11 protein-coding genes are annotated in these 12,264 nt (G+C 74.5%); 4 read left to right on the top strand and 7 right to left on the bottom strand.

The annotated features are described in order from the left end of the window. Positions 1–2: 2 nt before the first annotated feature. The 5 genes from ACQEVC_RS01495 to ACQEVC_RS01475 all read right to left on the bottom strand — a co-directional run bounded on the left by ACQEVC_RS01495 (position 3) and on the right by ACQEVC_RS01475 (position 6,808). Positions 3–1,307 carry a BTAD domain-containing putative transcriptional regulator gene (locus ACQEVC_RS01495; protein ID WP_432872609.1) on the bottom strand — a complete coding sequence of 435 codons (1,305 nt, stop codon included), beginning with the start codon at positions 1,305–1,307 and terminating at the stop codon, positions 3–5. Positions 1,308–1,346: 39 nt separating this feature from the next. After that, the gene (locus ACQEVC_RS01490) at positions 1,347–2,597 is read right to left on the bottom strand and encodes a vWA domain-containing protein (protein ID WP_432872607.1); all 1,251 of its coding nucleotides are present in this window, start codon (positions 2,595–2,597) and stop codon (positions 1,347–1,349) included. After that, positions 2,594–3,811: an AAA family ATPase gene (locus ACQEVC_RS01485; protein ID WP_432890944.1), complete on the bottom strand. Its 1,218-nt coding sequence runs from the start codon at positions 3,809–3,811 to the stop codon at positions 2,594–2,596. The genes ACQEVC_RS01490 and ACQEVC_RS01485 overlap by 4 nt, the downstream gene beginning before the upstream one ends. A gap of 323 nt (positions 3,812–4,134) precedes the next feature. Next, positions 4,135–5,550, bottom strand: a complete 1,416-nt coding sequence (locus ACQEVC_RS01480) for a hypothetical protein (RefSeq protein WP_432872605.1) — start codon at positions 5,548–5,550, stop codon at positions 4,135–4,137. A 133-nt stretch (positions 5,551–5,683) separates the two neighbouring features. Continuing rightward, positions 5,684–6,808 (bottom strand): FAD-dependent oxidoreductase, encoded by a 1,125-nt coding sequence (locus ACQEVC_RS01475; RefSeq protein ID WP_432872603.1) that lies wholly within the window; start codon positions 6,806–6,808, stop codon positions 5,684–5,686. A gap of 56 nt (positions 6,809–6,864) precedes the next feature. Between ACQEVC_RS01475 and ACQEVC_RS01470 the strand changes: the two genes are divergently transcribed. Then, positions 6,865–7,455 carry a TetR/AcrR family transcriptional regulator gene (locus tag ACQEVC_RS01470; protein ID WP_432872601.1) on the top strand — a complete coding sequence of 197 codons (591 nt, stop codon included), beginning with the start codon at positions 6,865–6,867 and terminating at the stop codon, positions 7,453–7,455. A gap of 21 nt (positions 7,456–7,476) precedes the next feature. Here the strand turns inward: ACQEVC_RS01470 and ACQEVC_RS01465 are convergent, their stop codons facing one another. After that, positions 7,477–8,019 carry an NUDIX domain-containing protein gene (locus tag ACQEVC_RS01465; RefSeq protein WP_432872599.1) on the bottom strand — a complete coding sequence of 181 codons (543 nt, stop codon included), beginning with the start codon at positions 8,017–8,019 and terminating at the stop codon, positions 7,477–7,479. A 112-nt stretch (positions 8,020–8,131) separates the two neighbouring features. Between ACQEVC_RS01465 and ACQEVC_RS01460 the strand changes: the two genes are divergently transcribed. Continuing rightward, on the top strand, positions 8,132–9,241 hold the full coding sequence (locus ACQEVC_RS01460) for an FUSC family protein (protein ID WP_432872597.1): 1,110 nt from the start codon (positions 8,132–8,134) through the stop codon (positions 9,239–9,241). A 108-nt stretch (positions 9,242–9,349) separates the two neighbouring features. Here the strand turns inward: ACQEVC_RS01460 and ACQEVC_RS01455 are convergent, their stop codons facing one another. Continuing rightward, the gene (locus ACQEVC_RS01455) at positions 9,350–10,567 is read right to left on the bottom strand and encodes a PP2C family protein-serine/threonine phosphatase (protein ID WP_432872595.1); all 1,218 of its coding nucleotides are present in this window, start codon (positions 10,565–10,567) and stop codon (positions 9,350–9,352) included. Between the two features lie 207 nt (positions 10,568–10,774). On the opposite strand from ACQEVC_RS01455, the gene ACQEVC_RS01450 reads away from it, so the two are divergent. Further along, complete coding sequence (locus ACQEVC_RS01450) at positions 10,775–11,107, top strand: putative quinol monooxygenase (RefSeq protein ID WP_432872593.1); 333 nt, start codon at positions 10,775–10,777, stop codon at positions 11,105–11,107. Positions 11,108–11,367: 260 nt separating this feature from the next. Beyond that, the gene (locus tag ACQEVC_RS01445) at positions 11,368–12,240 is read left to right on the top strand and encodes an LLM class F420-dependent oxidoreductase (protein ID WP_432872592.1); all 873 of its coding nucleotides are present in this window, start codon (positions 11,368–11,370) and stop codon (positions 12,238–12,240) included. Positions 12,241–12,264: the final 24 nt, after the last annotated feature.

Genomic DNA, 12,264 nt, shown 5'->3' with positions numbered 1-12,264 from the left:
GGTCAGCCGACGGCGAGGTCGACGGCCGCGGCCGGGGTGTCGGCGCCCTGGATGCCGGGTACGGGCCGACCGGTCGAATCCACCACCGTCCAGCCGCCGAGCGCGACAACCGGGACGCCGCCGCGTACCGCCGCCGCGGCCTCGCACAGGGTGCCCCAGGAGCCGCCGACCACGATCACCGCGTCGGCCGACCAGCCCAGCGCCCCGGTGCGGGACTGCCCGAACTCCATCGGGACCACCATCCCGTGCTCGGCCCGGGCACCGGCGGCAACCGCCTCCACCAGCCCGTCCTCCCCGCCGCAGAGCACCGCCGCACCGCGCCGGGCCAGCAGCCGCCCCAACTGCCCCGCCCGGGCGAGTTCGGCGTCGGTGCGCGGGCCGGGGCCGCAGACCGCCACCTGCACCGGTCGACCGCTGCCGTCGCCGTCGCCCCGGCCGGGTCGACGGGCCGGCGGGGCCTGCGGACGGGGTAGGCCGGCTCGGAGCAGGCCGGGATCCCGGCGCAGGATCGCCGCGTGCAACCGGGCGAGTTCGCGGTCCGGGTCGAGGCCGAGCGACTCCCGCAACTCCGTGCAGGCGCCGGAGTACGAGGCGAGGGCTCCGGCGACGTCGCCGAGCCGGTAGAGCGCGAGCATGAGCTGCCGGCGCGGATGTTCCCGCAACGGGAAGGCCGCGATGTGCTGGCGCAGGTCGGCGACGAGCCCCGGCCCGCCACCGTGTCCGGCCCGGAGCAGGTCCAGCCGTACCTCGAAGTAGTCCTCCGCGACCCCGGTCCGGCGCTCCTCCAGCACCGTGGCCGCGGCCGCCAGCACCGGGCCGGTACGCAGACCGGCCAGCGGCGGCCCGCGCCACAGCCGCAGCGCCTCCGCGTACGCGGACTCGGCCAGCAGCAGTTCACCCTCCGCGTGCCGGCGGCGCGCCTGCGCGCAGAGCTGGTCGAACTCCACGAGGTCGACCACCTCACACCCGAGGTGCAGCCGGTAGCCGCCCGGCTCGGTCGCGAGCTGCTGCCCGTTCCGGAACACCGACCGGCGCAGCTCGGTCGCGTAGGTGCGCAGGTTCGGGATGGCCGACCGGGGCGGCCTGCCGTCCCACAGCTCGTCCAGCATCCGGTGCCACGGCACGAGCTGCCCGGCGTGCAGCACCAGCATGGCCAGCAACGCCCGGGGTTTGTGGGCCGTGAGCGGTACCGGACGCAGACCGTCGAGAAGCTCGAACGAACCCAGAAGCCGGAACTCGAATGCCATGCTCGCCCCCGTGACGATCTGCACACCCTTGCCGGACAGCGTCGATGCTGTTCGGGTCAAGTTACCGAAAAACTTCCGGAAATATCAAGGGTGACCGATCTATCGGGTGGCCGGGCCGATCTCCACCACCCGGGCCCAGCCCGGCGGCGCGTCCGGGACGTAGTCGGGATTGTTCTCCCGCCAGGACCGGGCCGCCGCCGGGCGGGGAAACAGCCCCACCACCGTCCGGCACGCCGGCCGGGTGACCGGCCACGGGGTCTGGCCGTCGGTGAGTACCACCACGACGTCCGGAGCGGGCCGGCTCCGCAGCGCCGCCGCGAATCCGGTACGCAGGTCCGTCCCGCCGCCGCCGATCAGCGGAATCCCCTCGGCCCGGCACAGCCGGTGCACGGTCCCGGCCGCCGCGTCACACGGCAGCACACTGACCAGGTCACGCCGGCCGCCCACGGCGCGACCGATCGCGGCGACCTCCAGGAGCGCACTGCCCAACTCGGCGTCGCTGACCGAGCCGGAGGTGTCGATCACCACGGAGACCCGGGGCGGCCTGCGGCGCAGACTCGGCAGGATCACCCCGGGCAGGCTGGCGGAGCGCCGCGCCGGCCGGCCGTACGTGTAGTCGTCGCCCGCGCCGGGTCCGTTGGCCGCCGACCGGATGGCCGCGCCGAGCAGGTCCCGCCACGGCTGCGGTGGATGGAACGCCTCCTCCGCCCACCGCTGCCAGCCCTTCGGCGCGGTACCCGGCCGGGCGGCGATGCCCTGGGCGACCCGGAACCGGACGGCGTCCCGCTCCTGCGCGGTGAGCCCGTGTGCGCCGTCCGGTCCCAGATCCCACTCCCGGTCCAGCCCGTCGGCACCACTGCCGCAGTCCAGCCAGACGAAGTCCTGGGTGTGCGGGCCGAGCCGGAACTGCCGCAGGTAGTCCTCCATCAGTTCGCCCGGGTGCAGGCCCAGCAGCCCCGGATCGACGGCGCCGTCGGGTCGGGCCAGCCCGTCCCCGTACACGTCGTCGTTGATCTCGCAGTCCGCCGCGATGTTCATCCGCAGCCGTTCTCCCGGCCCGACCAGCCCGCGCCGCACGGCGACCCGGTCGCCGCGGCCGTGGTGGTCGCGCAGCAGGTGCGAGACCTCGTGTACCCACACCCCGGCCAACTCCTCCACCGGGGTCCGGTCCACGAACGCGGGCGAGACGTAACACCGCCAGTGCCGGTCCACGGCCATCGTCGGCACCCGCCCCGACTCCACGGCGTGCAGCGCGAAGAGCGCCGTCGCCAGGTAGGGCCGGGCCCGGGCCGCGTGCAGCCGGGCGGTGAAGAGCTTCTCGGTGTCGAGGGTGCCGGTCGGGCGGGTCATCGGCCGGCCCCGGCGGTGGCGGCGGCCCGGGTCGCCACCTCGTCCGCCCGCCGGGTCAACGAGACCACCCCGGCGAGCCGGTCGATCGACTCCGGCAGGTCCCAGTCGGGCTGGCGGAGCGCGGCGAGGGTGGTCGCGGGTACCACCACCAGGTCCGGGGCGCCGGTCTCCAGCGCCCGGACCAGCAGTCTCCAGGCCGCGTCCCAACGGGACCGGTCGGGGAGCTTCCGGACCGCCTCGACCACCCCGTCGAGTACGGCCTGCCGCAGGTCGCCCCGCTCGGGCAGGTCCGCCCGGGCCGGGTCGGCCAGCAGCGATTCGGGGTCCGGCAGGTCCAGCCGGTCCAGACTGGCCAGCAACTCCAGCCCCGGGCCGTCGCCGACGGTCCCCCTGACCAGCATGGACAGCACCTCCCGGGAGGTGTCGGCCGCGGTGGCGAAGGCGACCAGCCGCAGCGTCATGTCCCAACTGCGCGGTGACGGCCACGGACCGCCCCGGCGGGCCTCGTTGTCCGGCAGCCGGTGCACGAGCCCGGGGCGGGCGGTCAGGAACCCGCACACCGCGCGCCGGGCGAACGTCACCGCCTCGGGCAACCGCTCCGGGTCGAGGCGGGGCAGCACGGCCGTGGACCAGGTCCCGCCCAGCCCCCGGACCACGACCTGGTGGTCGTACGTCCACTGTAGGTGCACGAACCGGTTGGCCAGCGGCGGGCTCAGCTCCCAGCCGTCGGCGGCCGAGGAGCGCGGGTTGGCGGCGGCCACGATCCGCACTCCGGGCGGCAGCCGCAGCGCCCCGACCCGCCGTTCCAGCACCACCCGGAGCAGCGCGGCCTGTACGGCCGGCGGCGCGGTGGAGAGTTCGTCCAGGAAGAGCAGACCCCGGCCGGCCCGCACCAGGCGTACGGCCCAGTCCGGCGGGGCCATCGGCACACCCTGTACCGCCGGGTCGTCGCCGATCACGGGCAACCCGGCGAAGTCGGACGGCTCGTGCACGCTGGCGATCACCGTGGTCAGCGGCAGGTCGAGGGCGGAGGCGAGTTGGTTCAGCACAGCCGTCTTGCCGATTCCCGGCTCTCCCCAGAGCAGCACCGGCAGGTCGGCGGCCACGGCCAGGGTCAGCGCCTCCAGTTGCGGGTCGGGTCGCGGCTCGGTCGCGGTGTCGCCCAGCAGGGCGAGCAGCTCGTGGGCCACGTCGAGCTGGCCGGTCCGGGACAGTCCGGCCCGGACACCGGGAGCGGCGACTGGAGCGCCCGGCGCGGCAGCCGAAGCACTCGCATCGGCAGCGTCAGCGGCGGCGGGAGCAACCGCGACGGCAGCGGAAGCGCCGGCGATGGCGGCGGGAGCACCCGGAGGGCGCGCAACGGTAGCGGGCGGAGCCGGGGGTGGGGACGCGGAGCGGGTGGGGCAGGCGGGCGCGTCGACGGAGGAGGGGGCGGACGGCATCGAGATACGCATGTGAGATCACCTTGAGGTCGAGTCGGGCCGGCAGGGGCCGGTCGGCAGTGGGGCAGGGCAGCGGAGGAGGCGGGGCGCGCGGGTCAGCGGGCGGTCGCGTGCCGCGGACGTGCCCGGGAGGAGGTACGCGACAGTCGGGCGGCCCGCCGGGACAGGTCACGGTGGCGCCCGCCGAGCCCGCTGGCCGGGTGCGGCGCGGACTCGCCCAGCCCGGCCCGGTACAGCCCGTGCGAGACCCGGCGGAGCGCGGCCGTCTCCAGTTCGTCCCGCAGCGCGCCGCCGCGGAGCAGCGCGTCCGGTCCGAGCAGCCGCTCGACGGCGGCGACGGCTCCGTCGGTGTCACCGTGGTCCAGCCGGGCCCGGATGTCGCCGAGGTTCTCCGGTTGACGGTGTGCCCCGTCGATTGCCTGGAGACAGGGCAGTGGCGTGCCGGTCAGCGCGGCCAGTAGCTCCTCGCGGCGGATCTCGGCGGGATCGTGGTCCAGTGCGACGAGTGTGCCGTCGACCAGGCCGATCCGGTGCCGGGCGCCACGGCACTCGACGTACCGGGGCGCGGAGTCGCCGACCGGGGCCGCCGGGGTCTCGGCGACCGGGCGGTCCGGTGCGAGCGCCGAGGCGACCAGCGGATGCAGTTGGTCGGGCCGGATCAGCCCGGCCCGGAGCAGCGCCAGGTCGGGCGGTACCCAGGTTGCCGCGTCCGGCAGCACCGGTAGCCCGGCGGGGTGGCTCCGCGCCGGCACCGTCCGGATCCGTAACCCGGCGGGGCCGCCGCCCGGATCCGGGACCAGGTCCAGCAGCAGCCGGTGCCGGGAGCCGAGTCGGACGGTGACGGTGGCGCCGCTGCTGCCGTCCGCGTGCCGCAGCAGCTCCGCCTCGGCGGCCCAGTGCGCCACCGCGCAGTCGAAGCCGTGCGGCACGTCCCGTTCCGCGTCGAGCCGGCCGGCGCCGAGTTGCCGGGCTGCTCCGGACCTGGCCCGGAGCTCTCCGGTCCGGCGTACGTCCCAGAGGTGACGGTGCAGGTCGAGCCGGAACCGCCGGTCCGGGCGGGGATGCGGATGTGGCCCGCCCGGTTCGGTCGGCCGCGCCGGGTCCCACAGTCCGAGGCTGATCCGCTGCCCGGCGTCCGCCCAGGCCGGCGCGGTCCGGGCCACCAGGTGCGGGCCGCCGGCGTCCGTCCCGGGGTACCGAGCCAGCGAGATGGTCAGGCCCGGTCGCAGCAACCCGTCCGGAGCCACCCGGGGCAGGTGCCAGCGCAGCAGGTCAGGGGCGAGATGGCCGAGGTCGGCCCGGAGTTGGGCCACCAGTTCGCGGCCGTAGGTGCGCGCCACGGAACGCAGTCGCAGATCCACATCGACGCGTGCGGCGGCGCAGGCTCCGGCCCAGTCGCCGAGCGCGCGGCGGGCGGTAGCCAACTCGATCATGGGGGGCGGCACGGCGAACTCGCGCACGCGCTGCCAGAAGGAGAGCCGGGAGTCTCTGTCCACAGTCGATGGGTGCATCAGCACTCACCTTGCGTGGACTGGACCCCCAATCTGCGGAGAGAGGTTTTCATCGCCGAGCAGAATACCGCCTCCGGCATCGGCGGGCCAGGGAGGCGGCCGGGTCGGTGCTCGGCCGGGTGGAGGCGGCGGGTCAGGGGCGGTCGTCGTTGAGGACACTGCTGCACCGCCGGATCGTCGCCAGGTGCAGCCTTCCGGTCAGGGCGGGGCTCAGCAGCCGGCCGGCGAGCCGGGTCAGCGCTCCGGGCGGCTGGTTGGTGACCTCGCTCGCCGCCAGCCGGGAGATCCGGCGTACCCGGCGGCTGCGGATCCGCTCGTACCGGCGCAGGGCGGCGGTCGGGTCGCCGCCCGGCGTACCCAGTGCGCGGCGGAGCAGCCAGGCGTCCTCCAGGGCCTGGTTGGCGCCCTGGGCCTGGGACGGCGGGAACGCGTGCGCCGCGTCGCCGAGCAGGGTCACCGGCCCGGTTCCCCAGCGTGCCGGCACCCGGTGCAGCACGTGCGGGTACGCCTGCACGTCCGACTCGCCGAGTCCGGCCAGCAACTCGCCGACCGGCTCGGCGTACGAGGCGAACCGGGTCCGCAGCCACTCGACGACAGGCCGGTCGTCCGGTGCCGGCTCCGGTACGTCGAACCACCACTGGAGCAGACCGTCGCCGGCCGGCATCAGCCCGCAGAGTCCGGCGGAACCGACCAGGCAGCGGGCGTGCACGTCACCGGCCAACTCGGGCAGTGCCCTGGTCAGCCCCTGCCAGCTCACCCAGCCGTTCCGGGTCGCCGGTGCCTCGTCGAGCACGGCCCGGCGTACCACCGACCGGTAGCCGTCGGCGCCGACCAGTACGTCCGCGGGCTCCCCGGCGACGGCCACGCCGTCGGGTCCCACCCGCAGGTCGGTCACCGCGCGGCCGTACCGGACGGTGCCCGGCGGCAGTGCCCCGGTGAACCGTTCGAGGATCGCGGCGCGCGGCACGGTGGCCACCCCGAAGCCGGTGCCACGGCGGGTCACCCGCAGGTCCGCCCGGGCGAAGGGCCGCCCGTCCGGGGTGCAGAACTCCAGCGTCTCGACGTCGCCACCGAGCCCGTCCAGGGGTACCCCGAGGTCGGCCGCTGCCGCCGCACCGTTGCCGAAGACGGTCACCGCCGCGCCGTCGGTACGCGGCCCCGGCGCCCGTTCGAGCACCCGGACCCGGTGCCCGTCGGCCAGCAGGCCGTTCGCCAGGGCCAGCCCGCCGATGCCGGCGCCGACGATGACCACGTCCATGACACACCCCGTTCACTACGATCGTTGTACTACGCATGTTGGCATACCATCGGGACGTGCCACCACCCAACCAACGGCGCCGGGCCGAACTCGCCGACGCCGCCATCGCGCTGCTCGCCGAGACCGGGGTGCACGGGGTCACCCACCGCGCGGTCGAGAAACGGGCCGGCCTGCCCACCGGCACCGCCGCCAACTACTTCCGCAGCCGGGAGGCGCTGCTGGTCGCGGCGGCGGACCGGGTCGGCGAGCTGCACTACGCCGACATGGACGCGGCCGGGGCGGCGTACCGGCCGTCCTCGGCGGATACCCGCGACCGGGCGGTGGACCTGATCGCCGGGTCGCTGTTCACCGCCGCCACCGATCACCGGGACCGCTACCTGGCGATCTTCGAACTCCGGCTGGAGAGCCTGCGCCGGCCGGTACTCGCCGACGCGCTGTGCGGGCTGCTCCAGCGCTCGGTCGCGTTCACCACCGGGCACCACACCGACCTCGACCTGCGGATTCCACCGGAGGCGGTGCCGACGCTCGTCGCGCTCTACGGCGGCGCGCTCTTCACCCTGGTCAGCAGCGCGCCAGGCGAGGTCACTCCCGAGCTGACCCGGGAGTTGGCCGGCGCGATCGTCCGGGCCGCGCCGGGCGACGGCTGAACCCGCCGACGAACAGCCGGATCAGCCGTCGGGCGGGGGCGGGACTGTCGATCCGGATGGACGGTTGGCGGCCAGGAATTCGGCCAGTACCTGGGTGTGGGTGGCGAAGGCCAGCTCCGCCGGCTCGGTGAGCACCAGCCACTCGGTGGCCTCCTCGGTCGGTGCCGAGGCGGGCAGCGACTCGACCGGCCGTGCCGGCAGTACGCCGAAGATCAGGATCGTGCCACCCGCCGGCACGCTGTGCACCGCGTACAGTCTCGCGGTCCCGGCGTCGGCGACCAGGCCGGTCTCCTCGCGGAGTTCCCGGACCAGCGCGTCGCGCCAGTCCTCGCCGTAGTCGATGAACCCGCCCGGCAACGCCAGCAGCCCCCGACCCGGCTCGATGTCGCGGCGCTGCACCACCACGCCGATGCCGTCGGCGGTCAGCACCGGCAGGATCGCCAGCGCCACCGGGGACGGGTTGCGCCAGGTGGTCTGGCCGCAGTGGGCGCAGACCCGGGGCCAGGCGGGCGCCGAATAGGCGGTGCCGCAGTAGGAGCAGTGCGAGTGCAGGACACCGGTCACGGCGAGCAGGCTACCGGCCGAGGCGGTCGGCGACGACGGGCGCCAGCGGCGGAGGGGGCCGGACAGCGGATATCGTGCGGGCAACGATCGCAAGGGACGAGGTGTTTCTCCGGTGGGTTGGCTCCGGCCCGTCGCCGACCGGCTGCGCCAGGGCTGGCTGCCGGTGGTCGAGGCGACGCTGGCCGCGACCGTCTCCTGGGCGATCGCGGCGGCGGTGCTCGGCCACCCGCAGCCGTTCTTCGCCCCGGCGGCGGCGCTGATCGTGCTGGGCCAGGCCCGGGGCCAGCGGATGCGCCGGGCCGTGGAGGTGGTGCTCGGGGTCGCCGCCGGGGTACTCGTCGCCGACCTCGTGGTGCAGGCGCTCGGCCGGACCACCTGGACGGTACTCACCGTCGTGCTGCTGACCGTCGGGCTCGCCACGGCGATCGGTGCCAGCAACGTCACAGTGGTGCAGGCTACGGTCTCCGCCCTCTATCTGGTGACGGTGCCGCCGTCGACCGACGCGCTGGTGCCGTTCCGGTTCGTCGACGCGCTGATCGGCGGGGTGGTGGCACTGGCGGCGAGCCAGTTGGCCAGCGCCCGGCAGCCGCTCGCCCCGCTGCTGGCCGAGTCGCGCCAGACCTTCGCCGCGCTGGCGGAGCTGCTCACCGAGATCAGCGAGGCGCTCGACCGCCGCGACGAGCCGGCGGCGCTCGCCGCGCTCGACCGGGCGCGCGGGCTGGACGCCGCGGTGGACCGGCTCCAGACGGCGGTACTTGCCGCCGGGGAGGCGCTGCGGCTGCACGTACGGCGGCGCCGGCACATCGGCCGGGTACACGCGCTCAACGCGTCGAGCCGGCAGGTCGACTACGCCGTACGCAACCTGCGGGTGCTGGCCCGGGCGGGGGTGGCGCTGACCCGGCTGCCGGTGGCCAGCCCGACGGAGTTGGGCGAGGCGCTGCGGTCGCTCGCCGAGGCGATGCGCTGTGCCGGCGAGGCGCTCGCCGCCGACCTGAGCGGGCAGGACGAGGCGGCCGACCGGTACGCCGAGCAGACCGACGCCGCCGCCCTGGACGCGGTACGCATCGCCGGGCGGCTGCTCACCCGGAATCCGGCGCTGCCGATCATCATGATCGTGGGTCAGATCCGGGCGACCGCGATCGATCTGCTCCGCGGCGTGGGCGCGGACGACGTCGCGGTGCTGGGCCGGGTCGACGAGGCCCTCGGGTTGCCGCCGCTGTGAACAGGACGGCCTGCCGTTGCTGGAACGGAACGGGTTGCCGGCGCTGTGAACAGGACGGCTCGCCACCGCTGTTAACCGAACGGGGTGCCGCCGCTGAGCGCGGAACGGTTATCCGGCGGGCGGGTGGCGGCGCAGCGCCAGCAGTGCCACGTCGTCGACGGGCTGTTCGACGCCGAGCGCGGCCATGACGGTCGCGCAGGCCACCTCGGCCGGTCCGGGTCGGACCGCCGCACGCAGCCGCTCCAACCCGATGTCGATGAGTTCGCCCCGACGTTCGACGAGCCCGTCCGTGTAGCAGACCAGCAGGGCGCCCGGCGGGAAGTCGACGGCGGTGCTGCGGCGGGGCTTCGGGCGCCCGGTGCCGAGCGGGAGGTCGACGGGGAGCGACAGGGTGTCCGCCGGCTGGTCGGTCCGGGCCAGCATCGGCGGCAGGTGTCCGGCGAGCGAGACGCGCAGGCGAGTCCGATCGGGGCTGACCAGCGCGTAGAGCACCGTGGCCAGCTTGCCCGCCTCGAAGTGCTGGATCTTGCGGTCGAGCCGGGTCAGCGCGTCGGCGGGATCGTCGCACTCCAGGGCGTAGGCGCGCAGCGCGCTGCGTAGCCGCCCCATCACCACCGCTGCGGGTAGCCCGTGCCCGGAGACGTCGCCGACCACGATGCCGAGCCAGCCGGAGGGGAGGGTGAAGACGTCGTACCAGTCGCCGCCGACCCCGGTGTGGTGGCCGGGCACATATCGGGCGGCCATGTCGACGCCGGGCGCCTTCGGTAGCCGGGTCGGCAGCAGGCTGCGTTGCAGGGCGAGCGCGGCGGTCCGGTCGATGCTGCCCAGTCGGGCCTGGCTGGCCAGGCTCGCGCGGTCGGCGACGAGTTGCAGCAGCCGGATGTCGTCGGCGCCGAACCGACGCCGGGCGAGGGTGCCGACGTGCAGCACGCCGACCAGTTCGGAGCCGGCGAACATGGGTACGCCGAGCATCGACCGGATGCCCTTGTCGTGCAGGATCGGGTTGACCACCTCGGCCGGGGTGACCCGTTCGAGCACCACCGGCCGTTTCTCCTGGGCGATCCGGCCGGCGAACCCCCGGCCGACCGCGACCCGGAAACCCGGCGGGACCTCCTCCTCCAGCCCCTTCGTGGCGGTGGCCACGAGCTGCTGGGCGTGCTGGTCGAGCAGCAGGATCGCGGCCGTGTCGACCCCGAGCAGCTCACAGACCCGGGCGAGCAGTTCGTCGAGCAGGTCCTCCACGTCGAGCCGGGACAGCGCGGAGTCGGTCACCGCCTCGATCCGGCGCAGCCGTTCGTCGGCTCCGGAGTCGTCCGCCTCGATCACGCGGGAAAGCCTAGCCCCTGCCGTGTCCGGCGGGACCCTGGTCGACGGGCGGTTCGACGCGGGTCTGGCGCAGGACAGTCGGATGGCGGCCATAACCGGAGAAAGGCCGCGATCGGCGGCAAGCGGGCGGGTACGGATACCAGGGCACTAGGATCTGCGGCGCGACCCCGGTCGCGGGTGCCCGACCAGCCGTACGAGGAGATCCAGATGATCTTTATCACCGCGAAGTTCCGAGTGCTGCCGGAGTACGCCGACAGGTGGCCCGAGATCGCCGGCGACTTCACCCGGGCGACCCGTGCCGAGCCCGGCTGCCTGTGGTTCGAGTGGTCGCGCAGCATCGACGACCCGACCGAGTACGTCCTGGTCGAGGCGTTCCGGGACGGTGACGCGGGTGCCGCGCACGTGCGGTCGGAGCACTTCCGGCAGGCGCAGGCCACCCTTCCGCCACACCTCGCCGAGACGCCGAAGATCGTCAACACCACGATCCCGCAGGACGGCTGGTCGATCCTCGGCGAGATGACCGTGCCCGAGCGGAGCTGAACCCGTTGTCGCCGTACGTCTCGAAGGGGCCGTTGGGCCGGTCGATCCGCTCCAGGTAGGCCCGGGTCAGCTCGACCGCGCTGAGTCGTCGGGCCCGGAGCAGGACGATCAGCTCGGCGATCTCGTAGTCCACGTTGGTCCCCGGCCCCGCGACTTTCTCGGCGTGGCCGGTCGGTGAACCGGGCCGCCCGGCGGGCGGGCGGTTAGGGTTGCGGGGGATATGTCCGTTGGGACATGTCGAGAGGAGGCGAGCGGACGCTATGCGGCTTGGCCTACAGATTCCCAACCTGACCTGGCCGAACGGGCCGGCGGGGCTCGGCGCCGACCTGGCCGCCGTGGCCCGTACGGCCGACCGGGTCGGGTTCGACTATCTCGCTCTGATGGACCACTTCTTCCAGATCCAGACCGTCGGCCCGCCCGAGGCGGAGATGCTGGAGGCGTACACCACGCTGGGCTTCCTCGCCGGGCACACCGAGCGGGCCACCCTGCTCACCCTGATCACCGGAGTGCACCACCGGCCGCCGGGGCTGCTCGCCAAGATCGTGACGACCCTGGACGTCCTCTCCGGCGGGCGGGCCATGCTCGGCATCGGCGCCGGCTGGAACGAGGAGGAGTCCCGGGGGCTCGGCTTCCCGTTCCCGCCGATCGCCGAGCGCTTCGAGCTGCTTGAGGAGACCCTGCGGTACCTGCTCCAGATGTGGTCCGACGACGACGGGCCGTTCCACGGCCGGCACATCCGGGCCGAGCGGCTGCTGAACTCCCCGCAGCCGCTGAGCCGCCCCCGTCCACCGATCATGATCGGCGGTGGTGGCGAGAAGAAGACCCTGCGGCTGGTCGCCAGATACGCCCAGGCGTGCAACCTGTTCAACACCCCGGAACTGGAGCGCAAACTGGCCGTCCTGCGCGAGCACTGCGAGCGGGAGGGCCGCGACTACGCCGAGATCACCAAGACCGTCTACCAGTTCATGGACATCGGGGAGAACGGCGAGAAGACCGGCCAACTCCTCGACGAGCTGCGCCGGCTGCACGACCTCGGCTTCGACGTGGCGATCGGCGCGGTGCCGCAACTGCCCCGGCTGGACGTACTGGAACGGATCGGCACCGACGTCATCCCGGTGGTACGCCAGTTCTGAACCCCGCCGACCCGGCCGGTCGGT

Origin of the sequence: Plantactinospora sp. CA-294935 (genome assembly GCF_050936445.1) — a bacterium.
GTDB lineage: Bacteria > Actinomycetota > Actinomycetes > Mycobacteriales > Micromonosporaceae > Plantactinospora.
This window is presented reverse-complemented; position numbering and strand designations above follow the sequence as displayed.

Coding starts and splice junctions, on each gene's coding strand:
- ACQEVC_RS01445 (WP_432872592.1), top strand. CDS start 11,368: ATGCGGCTTGGCCTACAGATTCCCAACCTGACCTGGCCGAACGGGCCG.
- ACQEVC_RS01490 (WP_432872607.1), bottom strand. CDS start 2,597: ATGACCCGCCCGACCGGCACCCTCGACACCGAGAAGCTCTTCACCGCC.
- ACQEVC_RS01475 (WP_432872603.1), bottom strand. CDS start 6,808: ATGGACGTGGTCATCGTCGGCGCCGGCATCGGCGGGCTGGCCCTGGCG.
- ACQEVC_RS01480 (WP_432872605.1), bottom strand. CDS start 5,550: ATGCACCCATCGACTGTGGACAGAGACTCCCGGCTCTCCTTCTGGCAG.
- ACQEVC_RS01450 (WP_432872593.1), top strand. CDS start 10,775: ATGATCTTTATCACCGCGAAGTTCCGAGTGCTGCCGGAGTACGCCGAC.